Below are 23,182 nucleotides of genomic sequence, written 5' to 3'. Positions count from 1 at the left end.
GGTGCGGCCGATGGCCGGCGCAAAGTGTCAGGGGGACACGATTGCATAAGGCGGGCGGCCGCGCGTGCCGACCATCAGTTCGGGCAGCACCACTTCGACGTCGGACACGCCGCGCGCGGCGCGGTCCAGCGCCGCGCCCATGGCGCGCGAGGGCACGCAGCCCTGCAGGTAGACCCAGCGCCGCTGGATGACGACCCAGACGCTGGCGCGCTGCACGCCCGGCACGGCGGCCAATGCGGCGCGCACCTTGGGCGCCAGCGGCTTGTCGTAGCGGTAGGCGTTGCTGTCGGCGCAGCGCCCGGCCAGCCAGCAACTGGTGCCGCGCTCGAGGCGCGAGTGCATCTGCGCACGGCGTTCTTCCGCGGTCAGCAGCGGGCCTTCGGGCACCGGGCAATTGCGCATGCCCGACGCGACCTGGAAGAAGGGGTCGTCGAACCAGTTCTGCTTGTCGGGCTTCGGCGTCTCCTGTGCAGCGGCGGCCTCGACCGCACAGGCCATTGCCAGCAGCACCGCCGGCGCGGCCTTCAAAGCGGATGCTCCGTGTAGAAGCGCCCGCCGTGGAACAGCAGCGGCGAAGCCCCCGCGCTGTGCATGCAGCGCTCGACCTCGCCGACGAAGATCACGTGGTCGCCCTCGTCGTAGCGGCTGCGGTTGAAGCACTCGAAACTGGCCGCGGCACCCACCAGCACCGGCGCGCCGCCGAGGCCCTCGGTGTAGGCGACGTCGCGCCAGCGATCGACATTCTTGGTCGCGAAACGCTCCGCCAGGCTTTTCTGGCTGGCGGCGAGGATGTTGATCGCATAGTGCGAGCCGGTGCGCAGGGCCGCCATCGAGGCCGCGCTGCGCGCCAGGCTCCACAGCACCAGCGGCGGATCGAGCGAGACCGAATTGAAGGAGTTGGCCGTCAGGCCCACCAGCGTGCCGTTCGCGGCCCGCGCGGTGACGATGGTCACGCCGGTCGCGAACATGCCGAGCGATGCGCGGAACTCGTCGATGGAGAAGGAAGGCGGTTGCGCCTGGGCGGGAGCGGTCACGGGGGAGCGGGGCAGTTGGGGGCCCATTTTGGCCGATCGGCCGCGCGGCCGTCTGTCGTCGGCTCGGGTCGTCATCCGAAGAACCAGTAGCCGACGCCGATGGCGGCGACCACGCCCGCCAGTTCAGCGAGCAGCGCGCAGCCCACGGCATGGCGCGCGCGCTGGACTCCGACCGCACCGAAGTACACCGCCAGCACGTAAAAGGTGGTCTCGGTGCTGCCCTGGATGGTGGCCGCGACCCGCGCCGCGAAGCTGTCGACGCCCTGGCTCTGCATGGTCTCGATCAGCATCGCGCGCGCCGCGCTGCCCGAGAAGGGCTTGACCAGCGCGGTCGGCAGGGCATCGACGAAGCGCGTGTCCCAGCCGGTCCGGGCCACTCCCCATCGGATGCCTTCGAGCGCCAGGTCGAGCGCGCCGGAGGCCCGCAGCACACCGACCGCGCACAGCATCGCGACCAGGTAGGGCAGCAGGTTTTTCGCGACATCGAAGCCCTCCTTGGCGCCCTCGATGAAGCACTCGTAGACCTTGACTCCGCGGATCGCGCCGACGCCGAGGAAAGCGATGATCAGCCCGAACAGCGTCAGGTTGCCGAGCAGCGAGGACAGCGTTGCCAGCGCCGCGGCCGAGAGCGTGGCCAGCAGCGCCATGAAGCCGCCCAGCAGCAGCGCGCCGGGCAGCAGGTAGGCCAGCACCACCGGGTCCCAGAGCCGGAGCCGCTGCATGAAGGCCACCGACAGCAGCCCGGCCAGCGTCGAGGCGCTGGTCGCCAGCAGGATCGGCAGGAACACCAGCGTCGGGTCGGCCGCGCCCTGCTGCGCGCGGTACATGAAGATCGTCACCGGCAGCAGGGTCAGCGAGGACGCGTTGAGCACCAGGAACAGGATCTGCGCGTTGCTCGCCGTGTCCTTGCGCGGGTTCAGCGTCTGCAGCTCGCGCATCGCCTTGAGCCCGATCGGCGTCGCCGCGTTGTCCAGCCCCAGCGCGTTGGCGGCGAAGTTGAGCGTGATCAGGCCGAGCGCCGGGTGTCCGGCCGGCACCTCGGGCATCAGCCGGCGGAACAGCGGCCCGAGCATCCGCGCCAGCCGGTCGACGATGCCCGCCGCCTCGGCGATGCGCAGGAAGCCGAGCCACAGCGTGAGCGTGCCGAACAGCAGCACCATCACCTCGACCGAGAGCCTGGCCATCGCGAACAGGCTCTCGACCATGGCGGCGAACACGCCGGCGTCGCCGCCCAGCAGCCAGCGGCCCAGCGCCGCGGCCGCCGCGGTCAGAAAGAAGCCCAGCCACAGTCCGTTGAGCACGCCGATCCCCTGGTTGCGAATGCGCGCCGATCATAGGGGGCGCGACAATGCGCCCATGAGATGGCGTCGCAGGGAGTTGAATCGCGCAGCGTTGTGGCTCGCGCTGGGGGCCTGGGCCGTGCCGCTGCCGGGGCGCGCGCAGGCCGCGCCGCGCTGGCGGGCCAACCCCTTCGCGCTCGGCGTCGCGAGCGGCCAGCCGCGGGCCGATGGCATGGTGCTGTGGACCCGGCTGGCGCCCGAGTCCGATGACCTGGACCCGATCGCCGACGCGGCCTGCGTCGTGCAGTACGAGATCGCAGCCGATGCCGCTCTGAAGCGCGTCGTCGCCCGAGGGGAACGCGCGACCGATGCATCGCGCGGCTTCAGCGTGCACGTCGTGGCACAGGGCCTGCAGCCCCAGCGCGACTACTGGTACCGCTTCCGCTGCGGCGATGCCGTGAGCCCGGTCGGCCATACGCGCACCGCCCCGGCCCCCGACGCGCAGGTGCGCCGCCTGCGGCTCGCGCTCGCCTCCTGCCAGCACTACGAGCAGGGCTTCTTCGTCTCGCACCGGGACATCGCCGCGCGCGACCTCGACTTCGTGCTCTTCGTCGGCGACTACATCTACGAAGGCAGCAGTCCGGCCTACACGCTGCGCCAGCACGGCACGCCGACGCCGCACACGCTGGCCGGCTACCGCGAGCGGCATGCGCTCTACAAGCGCGACCCCGACCTGCAGGCCGCCCATGCCGCCCATCCCTGGATCCTGACCTGGGACGACCACGAGGTGGTCAACGACTACACCGGCGACCGCGAGCCGGCCCACGACGACGCGGCGCGCTTCCTGCGGCGCCGGGCCGCGGCCTACCAGGCCTACTTCGAGCACATGCCGCTGGCGCTGCCGCCGCAGGGCGCCGAGATGCGTATCCACGACCGCTTCGCCTGGGGCCGGCTGGCCGAGCTGTGGACCCTCGACTGCCGCCAGTACCGCAGCCACCATGCGTGTCCCGACCCGGCGCGCGACGTCGGCCGCAGCGTGACCGCCTGCGCCGAGCTGGCCGATCCCGCGCGGACGATGCTCGGCGACGGGCAGGAGCGCTGGCTGGCGCAGGGGCTGGCCGGTTCGAGCCGCCAATGGAAGCTGCTCGGCCAGTCGACCCAGATGAGCGCCACCGGCATCGACACGCCCGAGGGGCGCCGGACCTGGACCGACGGCTGGGACGGCTACCCCGAGGCGCGGCGCCGCCTGCTGCAGGGCGCGGCCGAGGCCGGCGCGGACAACCTGGTGGTGCTGGGCGGCGACGTCCATCGCCATGTCGCGGCCGACCTGCGGGTGCGGCCCAACGACCCGGGCTCGCCGGTGGTGGCCAGCGAGTTCGTCGGCGGCTCGGTCACTTCGCGCGGCGCCAGCGCGGCTGCCATGGCGCGCCTGCGGCGAGACAACCCCGACGTGGTCCATGCGCGCGGCGACCGACGCGGCCATGCGTTGATCGAAGTCACGCCGACGGCGCTGCGCTGCGACTTCCGCACCACCGCGCACCCGGTGCTGGCCGAAGCGCGCTTCGAGACCGAGCTCAGCTTCGAGGTCGAGGCCGGCCGCGCCGGCGTGCGGCCGGGCGGCTGAACCGGGCGGCTCAGCGCCGTCGGGCAGGCACTTCGATCAGCAGTTCCGGGTCGAAGTCGTCCTGCTCCCCCTTGCCCAGGTAGCCCAGCGGATTCGCGACCACGCGGCAACCGTCCTTCACATAGTCGAACTGGCAGTGCAGGTGGCCGTGCAGCCAGAGCTCGGCCTGCGGCAGCAGATCGTCGAGGTTGTTGCAGAAGCCGGCGGTTCCCGGGCTCAGGCCGTAGCGCGGATCGGCACTCGACAGGCTCGGTGCGAAATGCGTGATTGCCACGGTCGTTCCGTCGAAGGGTTGGGCGAGAGCCTCACGCAGCCATGCTTGGCATATAAGTGAGTGCTCCCTCAGAGAGTCGGCGAGGAAGATCTTTCCGTCCCGCAGGGTGGCCGCCTTCTGCAGGTAGAAGTTGGCGGCTCGCATCGCCTTGCCGCGCTTCGTGAGCGCGTCGGCCAGGCCGTCCGTCGGCTCGACCAGGGCATCGAAGTCGGCCCACAGGGTGGTGCCGACGAAGCGCACGCCGTCGATGACCCGGGTCTCGCGCTCGAGCCAGAGGATGTCCAGCGCCTCGCAGGTTTCGCGCAGCCGCTGGTGCACGACATCGAAATCGGCGTTGTCGTACTCGTGGTTGCCCGGCACGTAGATCACCGGCGTCGGCCAGCCGTGGCGCGGCGAGAAACGGGCGAGGCCGAAATCCGGCTCGATCAGCGACGAGCCCTCCTGGTAGGAGCCGATGTCGCCTGCCAGCACCAGCAGGTCGGCACCGGCAGCGGGCGCGATCTGCAGGTGCGGGTGCACCTCGATGTGAAGGTCCGAGAGCAGTTGAAGCTTCATGGATGCAGTCTAGAAGATAAGGTTATGCGTTTCACGCATGACTTTCGACTTGAAGAATTGGGGAAAACCCTTAATCTTGTCTTATCGTCACTCCGCGCCGCCCGATGGGCAGCGCACCATCATGTTTCAGCTCATTGCCCTCGTGGCCCGATTTCTCCGCCCCGCCGTCCAGGCCGTCGATGCCAGCCCGGCCGCCATCCTGATGCAGAACGCCGACAGCCGCGCCGGCCTCGACGCCCATCACGCGCAGGAACTGCGCGCCGCCGCCAGCGCCTGGTTGTCGGTCGTCCGCTGATTCTCAGTCCGCCGATGCAGGCGGCGAGTTCGCGAAGGCAGCGCCGGCCGAGCGCAGCAGCGCCTGCCGCAGCCACCCGTGCGCATGCGCATGCTGCGCCCGTCGGTGCCACAGCGCGTCGACATGCACCAGCGGCTGGTCGAAGGGAAGCTCGCGCAGCACCAGGTGGTCGTCGATGCCGGTCACCCGCGCGAAATGCCGCGGCATCACGGTCAGCAGATCCGAATTGGCGACCACCCGGCCGGCCGTGAAGAACTGGTTCACCGTGACCACGATGCGCCGCTCGCGCCCCAGCGCACCCAGCGTCTGGTCGATGAAACCGTAGGGCCGGCCCGAGAAGCTCACCAGCAGGTGCCGCGCGGCACAAAAGCTGTCGAGCGTCAGCGGCGCGTCCGCCAGCGGATGGCCCTGGCGCATCACGCACACGTACTGCCCGACATACAGCCGCTGGGTTTCGAAGGGCTCGCCGACGCCGGATTGCCCGCGCGCCGCCAGGCTGGCGATCACGGCGGGAAAGTAGCCGATCGCGACGTCCACCTCCTCCTGCTCCAGCATGCGGCGCGGATCGCGGGTCGTCAGCGGCAGCACCCGCAGCGAAACGGCCCGGGCTTCCTCCTCGACGATCCTGATCAGGCCCGGCATCAGCTCGGCCGCGGTGGCATCGGCCATGGCCAGCAGAAAGCTGGTGTCGGCGATCCCGGCATCGAATTCGCCCGGGGCCAGCGTGTGCTGCAGTTGCCGCAACGCGTCCCGCACGGTGGGCCAGAGCGCCAGCGCCCGCGGTGTCGGCTCCACGCCCGCACCGGCGCGCCGCACCAGTTCGTCGCCCAGCGCTTCGCGCAGCCGCCGCAGCGCATTGCTGACCGCCGGCTGGGTGATCGACAGGTTGCGGGCTGCGCGCGTCAGGTTGCGCTCCGCCATCACCTCGTCGAAGACGCGCAGCAGGTTCAGGTCGAGCGTGCGAAAGTTCACGTCCATAAGTGATGTGAATGATAAATATCAGCAAGATAAAGTGGCAACACACTAGGGTAACCCCTAATATCACCCTATCGGCCTCGGCCACTCGTCCTTCCAGGAGGAACACCATGACCAGTTTCATCCACGTTGAAAAGCCCGCTACGCACCCCGGCATCGTTCGCGCCGAGGCAGCGATCGACCGCGTCCGCGCTGCCCGCCGCGGTTTCGATGGCGCCCGTGGCCTGGCAGCGCTGCTGCTCGCGGCCATTGTGTCGTCGCTGCTGGTCGTCGCCGACAAGCTGGTGTCCACCACCGACGAAGGCGGCCTGCTGCTGGCCTGGGTGGTGCTGTGGGGCGTCGCCTTCGTGAGCCTGGCGCTGTTCGCCGGCACTGCGCGCAAGCTGGCCGTCCGTGCCATTGCCGCTGCCCAAGGTGTCGCCAAGCGCCGCGCTGCCGCCCGCGCCGACGAGAAGTTCCTGGCCTATGCCAAGTTCGACCCGCGCATCATGAACGAAATCAACGTGATCGCCACGCACCAGCAGGCAGCCGAGCTCGAACTGCCGGTCGCCGGCAAGGCGCAGTCGCTGGCGCGGGTCGCCAAGCGCTCGGCCGACGCCCGCATCCCGACGCTCCATGAAGCCATGCGCCGCGTCAACCTCGGCCAATACTATTGATCGATCCGCCGGCCTTCGGGCCGATGCAAAAAAGCCGCCCGAGGGCGGCTTTTTCGTGGGTGGCTGAAATGCTCAATCCGCCGCCGGGCCGCCCCAAGGCGGACAGCGCCCCCTCGGGGGGCAGCGAGTACACGAAGTGACGGAGCGTGGGGGCTCAAGTCCGCCGCCGGGCCGCCCCAAGGCGGACAGCGCCCCCTCGGGGGGCAGCGAGTACACGAAGTGACGGAGCGTGGGGGCTCTGCGCCTTCAGGCCGCCAGACGCTTCTCGATCGCAGCCTTGGTCGCCGGAAGTTCCTTCGGCAGGTGGTGCGACAGCTGCTCGAACAGCTCGGCGTGCAGCTTCAGTTCGGCCTGCCAGGCCGCCTTGTCGATGCTGGTGACGGTGTCGAACTGCTTGGCGCTGAAGTCCAGGCCGGTCCAGTTGAGATCCTCGTAGCGCGGGCTGACGCCGAACACGTGCTCGCTGCCGTCGGCCTTCTGCTCGATGCGGTCGATCATCCACTTGAGCACGCGCATGTTTTCGCCGTAGCCGGGCCAGACGAACTTGCCGTCCTCGCCCTTGCGGAACCAGTTGGTGGTGTAGATCCTCGGCAGCTTGGCGCCCGCGGCCTCGAGCTTCTTGCCGAGGTCCAGCCAGTGCTGGAAGTAGTCGCTCATGTTGTAGCCGGCGAACGGCAGCATCGCGAACGGATCGCGCCGCACCACGCCCTGCTGGCCGGCGGCCGCAGCGGTGGTCTCGGAGCCCATGGTCGCGGCCATGTAGACGCCTTCGACCCAGTTGCGGGCCTCGGTCACCAGCGGCACGGTGGTCGAACGGCGGCCGCCGAAGATGAAGGCGTCGATGGCCACGCCCTTCGGGTCGTCCCAGGCGGGGTCGAGGGCGGGGTTGTTGGTCGCGGCGACCGTGAAGCGGGCGTTGGGGTGCGCCGCCTTGGCACCGGTTTCCTTGGCGATCGCGGGCGTCCAGTCCAAGCCCCGCCAGTCGATGGCGTGGGCCGGGGCTTCGCCCATGCCTTCCCACCAGACGTCGCCGTCGTCGGTCAGCGCGACGTTGGTGAAGATCACGTCGCGGTCGAGGCTGGCCATGCAGTTCGGGTTGGTCTGCGTGTTGGTGCCGGGGGCGACGCCGAAATAGCCCGCCTCGGGGTTGATCGCGTTGAGCTTGCCGTCGGCGCCGGGCTTGATCCAGGCGATGTCGTCGCCGATGGTCGTGACCTTCCAGCCTTGGAAGCCGGCCGGCGGGATCAGCATCGCGAAGTTGGTCTTGCCGCAGGCGCTCGGGAAGGCGGCCGCCACGTGGTACTTCTTGCCGGCCGGGTTGGTCACGCCGAGGATCAGCATGTGCTCGGCCAGCCAGCCTTCGTCGCGGCCCATGTTCGATGCGATGCGCAGCGCGAAGCACTTCTTGCCCAGCAGCGCGTTGCCGCCGTAGCCCGAGCCGTAGCTCCAGATCTCGCGCGACTCCGGGTAGTGGACGATGTACTTGGTCTTGTTGCACGGCCAGGCCGCATCCTTCTGGCCCGCTTCGAGCGGTGCGCCGACCGTGTGGACACAGGGCACGAACTCGCCGTCGTCGCCGAGCACGTCGCACACGGCCTTGCCCATGCGGGTCATGATCTTCATGTTGACGGCCACGTAGGGACTGTCGGACAGCTCGATGCCGATGTGCGCGATCGGCGAGCCCAGCGGGCCCATGCTGAAGGGCACGACGTACATGGTGCGGCCCTTCATGCAGCCGTCGAACAGCGGCTGCAGCGTGGCGCGCATCTCGGCCGGCGCCATCCAGTTGTTGGTCGGGCCGGCGTCTTCCTTCTTCGCGGAGCAGATGAAGGTGCGGTCCTCGACGCGGGCGACGTCGCTCGGGTCGGAGGAGGCGAGGAAGGAGTTGGGGCGCTTGGCCGGGTTGAGCCGCTTCAGGGTGCCGGCTTCGACCATCTGCTGGCAGAGGCGGTCGTACTCTTCCTGGCTGCCGTCGCACCAGTGGATGCGTTCGGGCTTGCACAGCGCGGCCATCTCGGCCACCCACGCGATCAGCTTCGCGTTCTTGACGTAGGAGGGTGCCTGCATGGCAAGACCCTTCAGCGGTGCGTTCATCGTCTATCTCCTAAGTTGTAAACCGTCTTTTCGAACGGGACGCGACGCGCTGGGGCGATCGAAATCCGTTGGAGAAAACGCTTCCGTCGAGGGAGGAGGCTGGATGGAAGCCCGTTTGAACCGGGGAGGGGCGTCGCGGCGACGACCGGTTCGGGGGTGGCAGATCGCGCCCCGCGGGCGGCACGCAGTGCCCCGCGGCGACGCGCCGCGGGCTCAGGCCATGTAGATGGCGATGGAGGCCAGAAGAAGCATGAGCACCCCGCCGACCATCGGCAGCACCAGGGGCATCAGGGGGACGATCGACTCGACCGCGTCTTTTTCGACGGCGGCGGCATGGCCGGGTTCGATGGGGGTGGGGTTGGACATCGGGATTCCTTGGGTTCGCAAGACTGGGGCCATTTTACCGGCTGGTACGCAGTCGGCGATCTAGGGGGTTGCCAGACCCTTTCAAGGCGCCCTCGTCGCCCGAGGGCAATTCTCGCAGCGCATCGATCATGGCGAAGTGCACGTGGACGCGGCTTGCGCTTCGCGACGTCTGAATTTTCTTCGAGAGTATCGGAAATGGCTTCGTGGTTCCGGGGGCGCAGACGGCATACAGAACAGGGGCCACAGCCTAACCTTGCTGCCCATGAGTGACCTAGACAACGACGACGAGCAAGTCCTGGGCGTCGCCGAGTCCGGCAATGACGGCATGGGCGTCCATATGCACCCGCGCAACCCGTCGCTGCGCCTCGGTTCCGTCAAGCGACGCAAGCTCCTGAACTACCCCGGGCCTGGCTTCCTGCACATCACCAAGGAAGAGTGGCGCCGGCTGCCCCGCAACTGCAAGGGGTCATGGCTGGAGGGTATCGATGCGCCGGGCCATGCCGCGCATCGGGTGCGTGTCGCCGTGGTGCACAGCGCATCGCTGTCGCCGGTCTACATCGTCGATGCCTTGCGCATCGATCCGCCCTGGCCCTCCGTGCGAGGGCCTCGCGTTCCGGGCTGTGCCGCCAGCCAAGAAATAAACGCTTGACGCTTCACATCTAGCGCTGCTCCACTGCCTCGAACCCCGCCTCCCTCAGGGCTTCCAGCACCGCCGCGAGATGGTCCCGGCCGCGCGTCTGCAGCACCAGTTCCACGTCCACGTTCTGCGCCGCCAGCATGGTGAAGGCACGCTGGTGGTGCACCTCGTCGATGTTGGCGCCCGCTTGCGCGACAGTGGCCGTGATATGGGCCAGCGAACCCGGTACATCGCGCGCACTGACCCGCACGCGCGCCAGCCGGCCAGCGCGCACCATGCCGCGCTCGATGATGGCCGCCAGCAGCAGCGGATCGATGTTTCCCCCGGACAGCACGAGCCCGACGCGCTGTCCCCTGAACTGTTCGGGGTGCCGGATCAGCGCCGCGAGCCCGGCCGCACCTGCCCCCTCGACCAGCGTCTTCTCGATCTCGAGCAGCATCAGCACCGCCTGCTCGATGTCGCCCTCGTCCACCAGCAGCAGGTCGTCGACTTCGCGGGCGATGATCTCGCGGGTCAGCACGCCCGGCGTGCCCACGGCGATGCCCTCGGCAATCGTGCTCGTGCCCTGGGGATGGTGGGTGCCCCGCACCGCGTTCACCATCGCCGGGAAGCGCGAGGTCTGGACACCCACGACGCGAATGCCCGGCCGGCGCGCCTTGGCGGCCACCGCCATGCCGGCGATCAGCCCGCCGCCGCCGACCGACACCACCAGCACGTCCAGGTCGGGCACCGCATCCAGCATTTCGAGCGCCACCGTGCCCTGGCCGGCGATGATCGCCTCGTCGTCGTAGGGATGGACGAAGGCCAGCCCCTCGCGCTCGGCCAGCGCCAGTGCGTGCGCGCGGGCGGCGTCCAGGGTGTCGCCGTGCAGCACCACTTCGGCACCGAAGCCGCGCGTACGCTCGATCTTCACGCCCGGCGTGAAGCGCGGCATCACGATCAGCGCCCGCAGCCCCAGGCGCTGGGCGTGGTAGGCCACACCCTGGGCATGGTTGCCGGCCGACATGGCGATCACCCCGCGGACGCCGCTTTCCGAAAGATCGACCAACTTGTTACAAGCGCCGCGTTCCTTGAACGAGGCGGTGAACTGCAGGTTCTCGAACTTGAGGAAGACCTGGGCACCGACGATTTCGGACAGGGTGCGCGACTCGACACAGGGCGTGTCCAGCACTTGCCCGTGGAGGCGCCGGGCTGCGCGTTCGATCGCTTCGATTCCAATCATCGGTGGAATTGTGGACGGATTTGCAACAACAAGGTATTTCGTGTCGGCAGGCTTCCCCAAGCCAAAACTCTGCGCTATGGTCGCGTCCAGATTCACCTTCTCCTAGCTGGAGGTTGCCCGATGGTCAAGCGTTCCGGTGTCGATGCAGTGGCTGCGGCTTCCCGCGGCCATGCACTGCCGTCGCCAGGACTCAAGGAAGCGCCGGTGCTCGAACTCATGTGTTCGCACTTCGTGCTCACGCTGGCCGCCAAGCAGGGTCCGCGCTTCAATGTGCGCCGGGACCTCAACGGGCTGCTGTCGCTCACGGGGCGCCACCTGGTCTGGCCGCTGCCGGTGCTGCAGCGCCTGCGCGAGTTCCTCGGCCGGCGTTGCGTGGGCAACGAGGTCTGGAAGGGCGTCGAGGGCTTCGATGGCCGTACGCTGCTCGATCGCCACGGCGTCTGGCGCGGCCCCTACGAGGAAGGCACGCTGTTCTTCTACCTGGACGAATACGCCAAGGACCAGCCGAAGGACCTGCTGTCGGTGCTGTCCGTCACGCGCGACTGGCTCACGCATGCGCTGCGCAAGCAGTCGACCCTGGTCGAGAAGAACATCGATGCGCTGGCCGGTCTGCTGCAGCTCAACAAGGCCGAGCGGGCGCTGCTGCTCTACGGCACGCTGGCGCGCTACCAGCGCGACCTGCGCTCGCTGCTGGTCGAGTTCAAGGTCAACAACGCGCCCGAGGCCTATGCCGCGATCGCCGAGGTGGCCGGCGTCAACGCCAGCGAGGTCGGCGAGGCGCTGCGTGCCGGTTCGAGGCTGGAGCGCATCGGGCTGGTCGAGAACCTGATCTCCGAACACAACATCACCGACCTGGCCGACCTGATGAAGGTCAGCGAGAAGCTGCCGCCGGTGCTGATGCGCGAGTACCGCGACCGCAACGAGCTGATGGCCGTCTTCACGCGGCCTTCCGCCAAGAGCAACCTGTCGGTCCAGGATTTTTCCTTCGTCGAGGACGACGCCCAGATGCTGGTCACGCTGCTGCGCGCGGCGGTGGCGCGCAAGGAGCCCGGCGTCAACGTGCTGCTCTACGGCCCGCCGGGCACCGGCAAGACCGAACTCGCCAAGGTGGTGGCACAGGCCGCGGGGCTGGAGCTGTTCGAGGTCGAATACGCCGACCGCGACGGCAACTCGCTGTCGGGCCGCGACCGTTATCGCTCGCTGCAGATCGCGCAGGTGTTCCTGAAGGGCAGCGAGCAGGCGGCGCTGCTGTTCGACGAGGTCGAGGACGTGTTCCCGCCGATCAGCACCGAGGCCGCGCAACTGATGGCGCGCGCCGAGCAGGGTCCGTCGCCGGCCAGCGGCAGCGTCAGCGGCAAGGCCTGGGTCAACCAGATCCTCGAGTCGAACGCGGTGCCGACGCTGTGGGTCACCAACCGCATCGAGCAGATCGACCCGGCGTTCCGGCGCCGCTTCGCCTACCACCTGGAGCTCAAGTCGCCGCCGCCCGGCGCGCGCGAACAACTGGTGCGCAAGACCCTCGAAGGCGTTTCGGTGTCGGAGGCCTTCACCGCCAAGCTGGCCGGGCGCAAGGGCCTGACGCCGGCGCAGATCCGCACCGCGGTGCGCTTCGCAGAGCTGGCCATGACCGACGGTGGCTCGGTCGAGAACCTGATCGAGCGGCAGCTCAAGAATGCCGATCTCGCGCTCGGCACGCCCGACGCACCGGGCGCGCGCCGCAGCGTCACGACCTACGACCTCGACATGCTCAACGTCGAGACCCGCTTCGAGATCCCGCGCATCGTCCTGGCGCTCAAGGCGCGCGGCCATGGCACCATGTGCTTCTACGGCGCGCCCGGCACCGGCAAGACGGCGCTGGCCGAGCACATCGCCAAGGCCGTCGGCAGGCCGCTGATCGTCAAGCAGGCCAGCGACCTGATGAGCAAGTACGTCGGCGAGACCGAGCAGAACATGGCGGCCATGTTCAAGGAGGCCGAGGCCGAGAAGGCGGTGCTGCTGCTCGACGAGGCCGACAGTTTCCTGCAGGACCGCCGCGGCGCCCAGCGCACCTACGAGGTGACCGAAGTCAACGAGATGCTGCAGGGCATGGAGCGCTTCGACGGCATCTTCGTCTGCACCACCAATCTGCTCGACCGGCTCGACCAGGCGGCGCTGCGCCGCTTCACCTTCAAGATCAAGTTCATGCCGCTGACCGCCGAGCAGCGCGAGCGGATGTTCGTCACCGAGGCGCTGGCCGGAGATGCCAGCTTGCTGACCCCCGAGATCGGGGTGCGGCTGGCCAGGCTGTCGCAGCTGTGCCCGGGAGATTTCGCGGCCGTCAAGCGCCAGACCGATATCCTGGCGGTCGAGTTCTCGGCGACCGAGTTCCTCGACCAGCTCGAAGCAGAGCACCGGATCAAGCCCGAAGTGCGCGAATCGCGCAGCATCGGTTTCGTCCAGTAAAGACCCACGGAAGAAGAGCGCGGATTGCCGCGCGCGAGGGAGAGCGATCGATGAGGTGTGTCCGGAAGATGGGCGCGGCGCGCTGCGCGTCGGCCGTCGTGGCGCTGGCAGCGCTTTGCCTGCTGGCCGCGTGTGGGGGTGGTGGCGGCGGCGGCGGTGTGGCATTGCCGCTGTCCGCGTTGCCGTCGCCGACGCCTGCGGCGTCGGGCGGCGATCCGATCGTCAAGTCTTCCAGCGTGGCCGGCCAATGCGCTTCACCGCGCATCGGTGTCGACCCGGACACCGGCGCCGCCTTCCCCGATGGGATGGGCTCGCTGGCCATCGAGAAAAGCTGGGTCCGCGCCTGGATCGCGGAGACCTACCTCTGGTACGCCGAAGTGCCCAACGACCTCCGGGCCGCCGACTTTGCCACCCCGATCGCGTACTTCGACGTCCTGAAGACGCCGAATCTGACGGCCTCCGGCAAGCGCAAGGACCGCTTTCACTTCGCCGTCGATACGCTCGGCTATCGCGAACAGTCGCAGGCCGGCTCCGAGGTCGGCTACGGCCTCGAACTCGCCTTCCTGAGCGCCGCACCGCCCCGCGATATCCGCGTCGCCTTCACCGAGCCGAGCTCCCCGGCCGCGCAAGCGGCGATCGATCGCGGCCTGAAGCTGGTCGAGATCGACGGGATCGATGTCGTGGCCGGCGCCGATGTGGCCGCCCTGAACGCCGCCCTGGCGCCGGCGAGCATCAACCAGACCCACAGTTTCAAGCTGCAGGCCGGCGACGGCAGCGTACGCAGCGTGAGCCTGACCTCGGCCCGGATTACACGCGCGCCGGTGCAGAACGTGAAGACCATCGACAGCCCGACCGGGCCGGTCGGCTACCTGTTGTTCAACGACCATCTGGCGACCGCGGAAGGGCCATTGATCTGGGCCATGAATATCCTCAAGGCAGCGGCCGTCAGCGACCTCGTGATCGACATGCGCTACAACGGCGGCGGCCTGCTCGACGTGGCGAGCGAACTGGCCTTCATGGTCGCCACGCCCGAGGCCACCTTCGGCAACGTGTTCGAGCAATTGCGGTTCAACGACCAGAATCCGTTTGGCCAGAAAGGGAACCAGGTCAACCTGCCGTTCTACCCGACCTCGCGTGGCTACTCGACGAGCGCCGGCGACCCGCTGCCCCAGCTGGGCTTGTTGCGCGTCACCGTGCTGGTGGGGCCGGACACCTGCTCGGCCAGCGAATCGGTCGTCAACGGCCTGCGCGGCGTCGGCATCACGGTGAATCTCGTCGGTGCCGGCACCTGCGGCAAGCCCTACGGCTTCTTTCCCCAGGACAACTGCGGCACGACCTATTTCGCGATCCAGTTCCAGGGCGTGAACCAGCAGGGCTTCGGCGACTACGGCGACGGTTTCGCGCCGACCTGCGCGGTGGCCGATGACTTCGGCCATGCGCTGGGCGACCCGGCCGAGGCCCGGCTGGCGGCTGCGCTGACGCTGCGCAGCACCGGCGCCTGCCCGGCTGCAACGACCAACAAGGCGGAACTGGCGCTCGGCAAGGCCGAGGCCGCCGGCACGCGCTACCTGGTCCGCCCGCCCCTGCGCGAGAACCGCATCGTTCCCCGTCCTTAGGGCCCGGCCGGCGCGGACTGGCGCGCGCTAGAAGGCCTTGCAGACGCGCAGCACGTCCTCGCCGTAGGCGTCGAGCTTCTTGGTGCCGATGCCGCTGATGCCCTGCAGATCCTCGAGCGTCGCCGGCGCGCGCTCGGCGATCGCGGCCAGCGTGGCGTCGTGGAAGATCACGTAGGCCGGCAGGTTGTGCTCGCGCGCCACCTCGGCGCGCCAGGCCTTGAGTGCGGCGAAGCGGGCCTGGCCGGCGGCGTCGAGCGACGCCGCGGCGGGCGGGGGCGCGGCGCGCGCGGTCTTCTCGCGCCGCGACTTGCGCTCGGCCGGCGACGAGACCGATTCGCGCAGCATCACCTGGATCTCGCCCTTGAGCACGGCGCGCGAGGCGTCGGTGAGCTGCAGCGTGTTGTAGGCCTGGGCATCGACGGCGAGGGCGCCGGTGGCGATCAGCTGGCGCAACACGCCGCGCAGCTGGGCCTCGCTGAAGTCGGCGCCGATGCCGAAGGTGCTGACGCGCTCGTGGCCGAACTGCTTGACCTTCTCGGTCGCCTTGCCGCGCAGGATGTCCATGATGTGGCCGGCGCCGAAGCTGATGCCGCTCTGCTGCTGCACGCGGTAGATGGTGGACAGCAGCTTGCGGGCCGCATCGGTGCCGTCCCACACCTGCGGCGGCGTGATGCAGTTGTCGCAATTCCCGCATGTGGCCCCCACGCTCGGCACTGCGTGTCCTCGCTGCCCCCCGAGGGGGCCGCTGCCGCCTTGGGGCGGCCCGGCGGCGTCAGTGGCCCCCACGCTCGGCACTGCGTGTCCTCGCTGCCCCCCGAGGGGGCCGCTGCCGCCTTGGGGCGGCCCGGCGGCGGCAGTGGCGTGCCCATAGGTCTCGCCGAAGTAGCCGAGCAGCCGCACGCGCCGGCAGTCGCTGGCTTCGGCCAGCGACAGCAGGGCGTCGAGCTTGCCGCGCATCACCTGCTTGAACTCCTCGCCGGCCGGGCTTTCGTCGATCATGCGGCGCTGGTTCACCACGTCCTGCAGGCCGTAGGCCATCCAGGCATCGGCAGCCGCGCCGTCGCGGCCGGCGCGGCCGGTTTCCTGGTAGTAGCCCTCGATGTTCTTCGGCATGTCGAGGTGGGCGACGAAGCGCACGTCGGGCTTGTCGATGCCCATGCCGAAGGCGATGGTGGCGACCATCACGATGCCCTCGTCGCGCAGGAAGCGGTCCTGGTGCTTCTGGCGCACCGCGGCGTCCAGGCCCGCGTGGTAGGGCAGGGCGTTGATGCCGGCGTCGCGCAGCGTCTGCGCCACGTCCTCGACCCGCTTGCGCGACTGGCAATAGACCACGCCCGCGTCGCCCTCGTGCTCGCGTTCGATGAAGCGCAGCAGCTGCGTGGTGGCTTCCTTCTTCTCGACGATGGTGTAGCGGATGTTCGGCCGGTCGAAGCTCGAGACGAACTGGCGGGCCTCCTCGAGCTGCAGCCGTTCGACGATGTCGGCCCGCGTCAGCGCATCGGCGGTGGCGGTGAGCGCGATGCGCGGCACGCCGGCGTAGCGCTCGTGCAGCACCGAGAGCGCGCGGTACTCGGGGCGGAAGTCGTGGCCCCATTGGCTTACGCAATGGGCTTCGTCGATGGCGAACAGCGCCAGCTTGCCGCGCTCCCGGAGCGAGTCGAGCTGCGACAGGAAGCGCGGCGTGTTGACGCGCTCGGGCGCGGCGTACAGCAGCGTGATCTCGCCGCGCAGCATGCGGCGCTCGACGTCCTGCGTCTGCTCCCAGTCCAGCGTCGAGTTGAGGAAGGCGGCATCGACGCCGGCCTCGTGCAGCGCGCCGACCTGGTCGTGCATCAGCGCGATCAGCGGCGACACCACCACGGTCACGCCATGTCCCGCGCGCTGGCGCGCGATGGCGGGGATCTGGTAGCACAGCGACTTGCCGCCGCCGGTGGGCATCAGCACCAGGGCGTCGCCGCCGGCCACGACGTGGTCGACGATCGCTTGCTGGGGACCGCGGAACTGCGCGTAGCCGAAGATCTCGTGGAGGATCAGCTGCGGATCGTCGGCGCCGGACGGAGGCGCGAGCGCGGAGACGGAGGAGGCGATGGGCAAGGCGGACACTGTTCGGCGTTGGATGAAGGACGGCCCGCCAGGTGCGCAGCGGCGAGCCGGTCTTCATTGTCGCTTGGTGGCGGGCCCTCGGCTGTCAGTGGCGGATGTTTTCGCGGCCGGAAACCGCCATCAACGTGCACCCCATGGTGGCAACCAGCTTCTCTCGGCCCTCGTCGATCGCGTAGGCATGGCCCTCGCAGACCGTGATCGTGCGGCCGGGCTTGATCACGCTTCCGACCATTCGGAAGCTCCGGCCCTTGGCGGGCGCGAGCAGGTTGATCTTGAATTCGATGGTCAGCACGGCGGCGTCGGCTGGCATCAGGGTGAAGCCCGCATAGCCGCATGCCGAATCGAGCGCGGCGGCCACCATGCCGGCATGCAGGAAACCATGCTGCTGGGTCAGGGCCGCGGCCCAGTCGAACTCGATGGCCACGCGGCCGGGCGTGATCTCGCCCAGGCGCGCACCGAGCGTGGCCATGGCGCCCTGGCGCTCGAAGCTCTGGCGCACGCGCTGCGCATAGTCGGGATCCTGGGGGACGAACGGGGCGGGTTGCATTCGGGTCGGCCTGACGTTGACGTAAACGTCAATTATCGAGGCGCCGCATCGGTGGGAAAAGGGAGATCTGGTGGCGGGCACGAGGGTTGCTTGTTGACTCGCGTTCGCCGCAGCCAGATCCTGTCTAGACAGCGTTTGGTGCATGAAACCGCTTTCGCGCACTGACAAGGGGCGAAGCGGCTGTTGACCCGGACCGCCATTCCGGGTTAACCTGTATATACAGGTGCATCGCGGGGAATCAAACTCGGCACTCTGCTGGAACTCGCGTCTTTCGCGTCGCCGGCGAGCCGGAATCTTTGAAACGCAACAGGAGAACCTGAATGGTCAAGACGGTCGCAAAAATCGCCTCGCTGGTGGCGGCGGGTGCATGTATCGCGGGCATGGCGACGAGCGCCAATGCCGAGGACACCAAGATCACGCTGGGCATGTCCGGCTGGACCGGCTTCGCGCCGCTGACGCTGGCCGACAAGGCCGGCATCTTCAAGAAGAACGGGCTCGACGTCGACCTGCGCATGATCCCGCAGAAGGACCGCCACCTGGCGCTGGCTTCCGGCGCGATCCAGTGCGCGGCCACCACGGTCGAGACCCACGTGGCCTGGAACGCCAACGGCGTGCCGATCGTGCAGATCTTCCAGATGGACAAGTCCTACGGGGCCGACGGCCTCGCGGTGCGCAACGACGTCAAGAGCTTCGCCGACCTCAAGGGCAAGGCCATCGGCGTCAGCGCACCGGGCACCGCGCCGTACTTCGGCCTGGCCTGGATGCTCAACAAGAACGGCATGAGCATGAAGGACGTCAAGCTGGTCTCGCTCGAACCGCAGCCCGCGGCACAGGCCTTCGTCGCCGGCCAGAACGACGCCGCGATGACCTACGAACCCTACCTGTCGACCGTGCGCAGCAACCCCACATCCGGCAAGATCCTCGCCACCACGCTCGACTACCCGATGGTGATGGACACCGTGGGCTGCGCGCCGACCTGGCTCAAGACCAACGCCAAGGCCGCCCAGGCGCTGGCCAACGCCTACTTCGAAGCGGTCGAGATGATCAAGAACGACCCGGCCAAGTCGAATGAGATCATGGGCGCGGCGGTCAAGCAGAGCGGCGAGCAGTTCGCCAAGTCGTCGGCCTATCTGCGCTGGTCGGACAAGGCGGCCAACCAGAAGTTCTTCGCCAACGACATCACGCCGTTCATGAAGGATGCCCAGGCGATCCTGTTGGAGTCGGGCGTCATCCGCAAGGTGCCCGACGACCTCGCCGCCACCTTCGACACCCGCTTCATCCAGTAAGAAGCGAGATCGATCATGAGCGCGACGCCTGTCATGCATTCATCCAAGCCGACGCTGCCCGCCGCGGCGGCGGCGCCCGTGGCGCCTCGGCGGCGCCGCGCGCTGGCGCCGCTCGAGCCCGTCAGCGCGCGCGCGCGCTGGCTGCTCGGCGTCGGCTTCTTCGTGGTCTTCGTGGTGGTCTGGGCCTTGTTCACGCTCGGCGGCTTCGTCTCGCCGACCTTCCTGGCCAGTCCGGTCACGATGGTCAAGGAAGCGGTGCTGCTCTTCACCGAGTACAACTTCAGCCACGACATCGGCATGACCGTCTGGCGCGTGTTCGGCGGCTTCGTGCTGGCGACCGTGGTGGCGGTGCCGCTGGGCATCGCGATGGGCACCTGGAAAGGCGTCGAGGCCTTCTTCGAGCCTTTCGTCTCGTTCTGCCGCTACCTGCCGGCCTCGGCCTTCATCCCCCTGCTGATCCTCTGGGCCGGCATCGGCGAGACGCAGAAGCTGCTGGTGATCTTCATCGGCTCGGTGTTCCAGATCACGCTGATGGTGGCGGTCACGGTGGGCAGCGCGCGGCGCGACCTGGTCGAGGCCGCCTACACGCTGGGCGCCAACAGCCGCGGCATCGTCGCCCGGGTGCTGATTCCGGGTGCCGCACCGGGCATCGCCGAGACGCTGCGCCTGGTGCTCGGCTGGGCCTGGACCTACGTGATCGTGGCCGAGCTGATCGGTTCGTCGTCGGGCATCGGCCACATGATCACCGACAGCCAGGCGCTGCTGAACACCGGGCAGATCATCTTCGGCATCATCGTCATCGGCATCATCGGCTTGATCTCCGACTTCGCCTTCAAGGCGCTCAACCGCCGTCTCTTCGCCTGGAGCACGATCTGATGAACCAGCTTTCGATTCGCGGCGTGTCCCGCACCTTCACCGGCACACGCGGCCAGACCACGCAGGCGCTGCTGCCGATCGACTTCGAGGTGCGCGAGAACGACTTCGTCACCATCCTCGGCCCGTCGGGCTGCGGCAAGTCGACCCTGTTGCGCATCGTCGCCGGGCTCGACCATCCGACCGAAGGGCGCGTGCTGCTCGACGGCCGGACCGTCGAAGGCCCGGGTGCAGACCGCGGCGTGGTGTTCCAGAGCTACACGCTGTTCCCCTGGTTGACGATTGCACAGAACATCCGGTTTGGACTGCGGGAGCGCGGCATGGGCGAGGCCGACCAGAAGGAGCGCAGCGACTTCTTCATCGCCAAGGTCGGCCTGCGCGGCTTCGAGAACCATTTCCCCAAGCAGCTCTCGGGCGGCATGCAGCAGCGCACCGCGATCGCCCGCGCGCTGGCCAACGACCCGAAGATGCTGCTGCTCGACGAGCCCTTCGGCGCGCTCGACAACCAGACCCGCGTGCTGATGCAGGAACTGCTGCTCGGCATCTGGGAGTCGGCCCGCAAGACGGTGCTGTTCGTCACGCACGACATCGACGAGGCGATCTTCATGGCCAACCGCGTGGCGGTGTTCAGCGCCCGACCTGGCCGCATCAAGACCGAGATCCCGGTCGACTTCGGCCATCCGCGCCACTACACAATCAAGACCTCGCCCGAGTTCATGGACATCAAGGCGCGCCTGACCGAAGAGATCCGCGCCGAGTCCATGGCCGCCGCCGAGCATTGATGATCCACGCCCCGAGAAGGACCGCATGACAGCCGCCAGCCTCCGCAAAGCCCCCGACGCCCACCGCACCGCGCCTGCGCGCGCGGCGGCCTCGACGTCGCCCGCGCTGGCGCTGTACGAGCAGATCAAGGCTTTCATCACCCACAAGATCCAGGACGGCTCCTGGACCGCCGGCCACCGCCTGCCATCGGAGAGCGAGCTGGTGGCGCAGTTCGGCGTGGCGCGCATGACGGTCAACCGCGCGCTGCGCGAGCTGGTCGAGCAGGGACGCATCGTGCGCGTGGCGGGCGTCGGCAGCTTCGTCGCCGAGAACAAGCCGCAGTCGACCCTGCTGCAGATCGCCAACATCGCCAGCGAAATCCGCGACCGCGGCCACGACTACCGGTGCGAGTTCCTGACCGCCGAGCGCGTCGCCGCCGCGCCCGACGTCGCCGTCTGGCTCGACCTGCGGCCCGGCGAGTCGGTGTTCCACACGGTCTGCCTGCACATGGAAAACGAGACGCCGGTGCAGCTCGAGGACCGCTATGTCAACCCGCGCGTGGTGCCGGACTTTCTCGACCAGGACTTCTCGCTCGTTCCGCCGAGCGAATACCTGGTGCGCAACGTGCCCTTCGACCAGATCGAGCACGTGGTCGATGCGGTGCTGCCGACCCCCGAGCAGGCCGAGCGCCTGGCGATGCCGGTGACCGATCCCTGCCTGTTGCTGACGCGCCGCACCTGGACCCGGACCCTGCCGGTGACGGTGGTGCGCTGCCTGCACCCGGCTTCGCGCTACCGCCTCGGCAGCCGCTTCCGAGCCGACGGCAACCCTTCGTTCGGCTGAACGCGCGCGTCCGTTTTCGTTTTCGCGCGCGCCTACTTGTATAGACAGGAGAATTCCATGACCGCCACCCCTACCGAAGCCGCAGCGATCGTCCTCGCACCCGGTGACGTCGACCTCGCGACGCTGCGCCGCGTGCATGCCGGTGGCGTGCAGCTCGCACTCGATCCATCGGCGCGCGCCGGCCTGCTGGCGGCCCAGGCCACGGTGCGCGGCATCGTCGAGGCCGGCGAGGTGGTCTACGGCATCAACACCGGCTTCGGCAAGCTGGCGCAGACCATCATTCCGCCCGAGCGGCTGGCCGAGTTGCAGCGCAACCTGGTGCTGTCGCACAGTGCCGGCACCGGCGAGCCGCTGAAGGCCGGGGTGGTGCGGCTGGTGCTTGCGACCAAGGCCGTGAGCCTGGCGCGCGGTCATTCGGGCGTGCGGCCCGAGATCGTCGACGCGCTGCTGGCGCTGTCGAACGCCGGCCTGCTGCCGCGCATTCCCTCGAAGGGGTCGGTCGGCGCCTCCGGCGACCTGGCGCCGCTGGCGCACCTGGCCTGCGTGCTGATCGGCGAGGGCGAGGTCACGGCGCCCGACGGCGAAGTCATCACCGGCACCGACGCGCTGGCGCGCATCGGCCTCGCACCCTTCGTGCTCGGGCCGAAGGAAGGCCTGGCGCTGCTCAACGGCACGCAGGTGTCGACGGCGCTCGCGCTGGCCGGGTTGTTCGGTGCCGAGGACGTGTTCGCGGCCGGCCTGATGGCGGGCGCGCTGTCGCTCGAGGCGATCCAGGGTTCGATCAAGCCCTTCGATGCCCGCATCCACGCCGCGCGCGGCCAGCCGGGCCAGATCGCGGTGGCGGGCGCGGTGCGCGCGTTGCTCGAAGGCAGCGAGATCCTGCCTTCGCATGCCGACTGCGGCCGCGTGCAGGACCCGTACTCGATCCGCTGCGTGCCGCAGGTGATGGGCGCCTGCCTCGACAACCTCGCGCATGCGGCGCGCGTGCTGCGCATCGAGGCCAACGCGGCGTCGGACAACCCGCTGGTGTTCGACAACGGCGACGTGATCTCGGGCGGCAACTTCCACGCCGAGCCGGTCGCCTTCGCGGCCGACATCATCGCGCTCTCGCTGGCCGAGATCGGCGCGATCTCCGAACGCCGCATGGCGCTGCTGCTCGACAGCGGCCTGTCGGGCCTGCCGCCGTTCCTGGTGCGCGATGGCGGCGTCAACTCGGGCTTCATGATCGCGCAAGTCACGGCCGCGGCGCTGGCGTCGGAGAACAAGTCGCTCGCGCACCCGGCCAGCGTCGACAGCCTGCCGACCTCGGCCAACCAGGAAGACCACGTGTCGATGGCCACCTTCGCGGGGCGCCGGCTCGGCGACATGGTCGACAACACGGCGGTGGTCGTCGGCATCGAGGCGATGGCGGCGGCGCAAGGCATCGAGCTCAAGCGAGGCAGCACTACGGCCCCCACGCTCGGCACTGGCGTGTCCTCGCTGCCCCCCGAGGGGGCGCAGCCCGCCTTGGGGCGGCCCGGCGCCGGGCTGAAGAGCTCGCCCCTGCTCGAAGCCGAATTCGCCGCCATCCGGGAACGCGTCGCCTTCATCGACCAGGACCGCTTCCTCGCACCGTCGATCGAAGCCATGCGCCTGTGGGCACGCCAGGGCCAGTGGCCTGCGGCGGTCCAGGCCATCCTGCCCAGCCACGCCTGAACC

21 protein-coding genes are annotated in these 23,182 nt (G+C 69.0%); 11 read left to right on the top strand and 10 right to left on the bottom strand.

Going from position 1 to position 23,182, the window contains the following annotated elements; translation table 11 throughout:
• Window positions 1-27 precede the first annotated feature (27 nt).
• The 3 genes from AC1DYD_RS02435 to AC1DYD_RS02425 are packed head-to-tail and all read right to left on the bottom strand — an operon-like array spanning window position 28 to window position 2,335.
• Window positions 28-528, bottom strand: a complete 501-nt coding sequence (locus AC1DYD_RS02435; protein WP_478171151.1) for a BON domain-containing protein — start codon at window positions 526-528, stop codon at window positions 28-30.
• Window positions 525-1,061, bottom strand: coding sequence for a flavin reductase family protein (locus tag AC1DYD_RS02430; RefSeq protein ID WP_478171150.1), 537 nt, complete (start codon window positions 1,059-1,061; stop codon window positions 525-527). Before AC1DYD_RS02430 ends, AC1DYD_RS02435 begins: the two co-directional genes overlap by 4 nt.
• Window positions 1,062-1,105: 44 nt before the next feature.
• Window positions 1,106-2,335 carry a nucleoside recognition domain-containing protein gene (locus AC1DYD_RS02425; protein ID WP_478171149.1) on the bottom strand — a complete coding sequence of 410 codons (1,230 nt, stop codon included), beginning with the start codon at window positions 2,333-2,335 and terminating at the stop codon, window positions 1,106-1,108.
• A gap of 55 nt (window positions 2,336-2,390) precedes the next feature.
• On the opposite strand from AC1DYD_RS02425, the gene AC1DYD_RS02420 reads away from it, so the two are divergent.
• Entirely contained in the window at window positions 2,391-3,938 is a 1,548-nt protein-coding gene (locus tag AC1DYD_RS02420; RefSeq protein ID WP_478171148.1) for an alkaline phosphatase D family protein, read from the top strand.
• A 10-nt stretch (window positions 3,939-3,948) separates the two neighbouring features.
• Here AC1DYD_RS02420 and AC1DYD_RS02415 read toward each other — a convergent pair whose 3' ends face one another.
• Window positions 3,949-4,767, bottom strand: a complete 819-nt coding sequence (locus tag AC1DYD_RS02415) for a metallophosphoesterase (RefSeq protein ID WP_478171147.1) — start codon at window positions 4,765-4,767, stop codon at window positions 3,949-3,951.
• A 37-nt stretch (window positions 4,768-4,804) separates the two neighbouring features.
• On the opposite strand from AC1DYD_RS02415, the gene AC1DYD_RS02410 reads away from it, so the two are divergent.
• Window positions 4,805-5,062 (top strand): hypothetical protein, encoded by a 258-nt coding sequence (locus tag AC1DYD_RS02410; protein ID WP_478171146.1) that lies wholly within the window; start codon window positions 4,805-4,807, stop codon window positions 5,060-5,062.
• 3 nt (window positions 5,063-5,065) lie between these two features.
• Here the strand turns inward: AC1DYD_RS02410 and AC1DYD_RS02405 are convergent, their stop codons facing one another.
• Window positions 5,066-6,040: a LysR family transcriptional regulator gene (locus AC1DYD_RS02405; protein ID WP_478171145.1), complete on the bottom strand. Its 975-nt coding sequence runs from the start codon at window positions 6,038-6,040 to the stop codon at window positions 5,066-5,068.
• 107 nt (window positions 6,041-6,147) lie between these two features.
• Between AC1DYD_RS02405 and AC1DYD_RS02400 the strand changes: the two genes are divergently transcribed.
• On the top strand, window positions 6,148-6,693 hold the full coding sequence (locus tag AC1DYD_RS02400) for a hypothetical protein (protein ID WP_478171144.1): 546 nt from the start codon (window positions 6,148-6,150) through the stop codon (window positions 6,691-6,693).
• Between the two features lie 246 nt (window positions 6,694-6,939).
• Here AC1DYD_RS02400 and AC1DYD_RS02395 read toward each other — a convergent pair whose 3' ends face one another.
• On the bottom strand, window positions 6,940-8,787 hold the full coding sequence (locus tag AC1DYD_RS02395; RefSeq protein WP_478171143.1) for a phosphoenolpyruvate carboxykinase (GTP): 1,848 nt from the start codon (window positions 8,785-8,787) through the stop codon (window positions 6,940-6,942).
• A gap of 213 nt (window positions 8,788-9,000) precedes the next feature.
• Window positions 9,001-9,153: a hypothetical protein gene (locus AC1DYD_RS02390; protein ID WP_478171142.1), complete on the bottom strand. Its 153-nt coding sequence runs from the start codon at window positions 9,151-9,153 to the stop codon at window positions 9,001-9,003.
• A gap of 262 nt (window positions 9,154-9,415) precedes the next feature.
• Here AC1DYD_RS02390 and AC1DYD_RS02385 point away from each other — a divergent pair, with 262 nt between their 5' ends.
• Window positions 9,416-9,802, top strand: a complete 387-nt coding sequence (locus AC1DYD_RS02385; RefSeq protein WP_478171141.1) for a hypothetical protein — start codon at window positions 9,416-9,418, stop codon at window positions 9,800-9,802.
• Window positions 9,803-9,812: 10 nt separating this feature from the next.
• Here AC1DYD_RS02385 and AC1DYD_RS02380 read toward each other — a convergent pair whose 3' ends face one another.
• Entirely contained in the window at window positions 9,813-11,012 is a 1,200-nt protein-coding gene (locus AC1DYD_RS02380) for a threonine ammonia-lyase (protein WP_478171140.1), read from the bottom strand.
• Between the two features lie 120 nt (window positions 11,013-11,132).
• Between AC1DYD_RS02380 and AC1DYD_RS02375 the strand changes: the two genes are divergently transcribed.
• Both AC1DYD_RS02375 and AC1DYD_RS02370 read left to right on the top strand, forming a co-directional pair.
• Window positions 11,133-13,454: an ATP-binding protein gene (locus AC1DYD_RS02375; RefSeq protein WP_478171139.1), complete on the top strand. Its 2,322-nt coding sequence runs from the start codon at window positions 11,133-11,135 to the stop codon at window positions 13,452-13,454.
• A gap of 50 nt (window positions 13,455-13,504) precedes the next feature.
• Window positions 13,505-15,070 (top strand): S41 family peptidase, encoded by a 1,566-nt coding sequence (locus tag AC1DYD_RS02370; RefSeq protein WP_478171138.1) that lies wholly within the window; start codon window positions 13,505-13,507, stop codon window positions 15,068-15,070.
• Between the two features lie 27 nt (window positions 15,071-15,097).
• Here AC1DYD_RS02370 and AC1DYD_RS02365 read toward each other — a convergent pair whose 3' ends face one another.
• Both AC1DYD_RS02365 and AC1DYD_RS02360 read right to left on the bottom strand, forming a co-directional pair.
• Window positions 15,098-17,158, bottom strand: a complete 2,061-nt coding sequence (locus tag AC1DYD_RS02365; protein WP_478171433.1) for a RecQ family ATP-dependent DNA helicase — start codon at window positions 17,156-17,158, stop codon at window positions 15,098-15,100.
• Between the two features lie 100 nt (window positions 17,159-17,258).
• Window positions 17,259-17,720 (bottom strand): PaaI family thioesterase, encoded by a 462-nt coding sequence (locus tag AC1DYD_RS02360; RefSeq protein WP_478171137.1) that lies wholly within the window; start codon window positions 17,718-17,720, stop codon window positions 17,259-17,261.
• Window positions 17,721-18,040: 320 nt separating this feature from the next.
• On the opposite strand from AC1DYD_RS02360, the gene AC1DYD_RS02355 reads away from it, so the two are divergent.
• Genes AC1DYD_RS02355 through hutH form a run of 5 tightly spaced genes read left to right on the top strand, consistent with a single transcriptional unit; the run spans window position 18,041 to window position 23,179 of the window.
• On the top strand, window positions 18,041-19,006 hold the full coding sequence (locus AC1DYD_RS02355) for an ABC transporter substrate-binding protein (protein ID WP_478171136.1): 966 nt from the start codon (window positions 18,041-18,043) through the stop codon (window positions 19,004-19,006).
• A gap of 33 nt (window positions 19,007-19,039) precedes the next feature.
• Window positions 19,040-19,882: an ABC transporter permease gene (locus AC1DYD_RS02350; protein WP_478171432.1), complete on the top strand. Its 843-nt coding sequence runs from the start codon at window positions 19,040-19,042 to the stop codon at window positions 19,880-19,882.
• Window positions 19,882-20,661, top strand: a complete 780-nt coding sequence (locus AC1DYD_RS02345; protein WP_478171135.1) for an ABC transporter ATP-binding protein — start codon at window positions 19,882-19,884, stop codon at window positions 20,659-20,661. Before AC1DYD_RS02350 ends, AC1DYD_RS02345 begins: the two co-directional genes overlap by 1 nt.
• 25 nt (window positions 20,662-20,686) lie before the next feature.
• Window positions 20,687-21,484, top strand: a complete 798-nt coding sequence (gene hutC / locus AC1DYD_RS02340; RefSeq protein ID WP_478171134.1) for a histidine utilization repressor — start codon at window positions 20,687-20,689, stop codon at window positions 21,482-21,484.
• A gap of 57 nt (window positions 21,485-21,541) precedes the next feature.
• Complete coding sequence (gene hutH / locus AC1DYD_RS02335) at window positions 21,542-23,179, top strand: histidine ammonia-lyase (RefSeq protein ID WP_478171133.1); 1,638 nt, start codon at window positions 21,542-21,544, stop codon at window positions 23,177-23,179.
• Window positions 23,180-23,182 lie beyond the last annotated feature (3 nt).

The sequence above is a fragment of the Variovorax sp. P4_B11 genome (assembly GCF_056402355.1).
The sequence above is the reverse complement of the archived record's forward strand: the minus strand, read 5'-3'. Positions and strand labels throughout refer to the sequence as shown.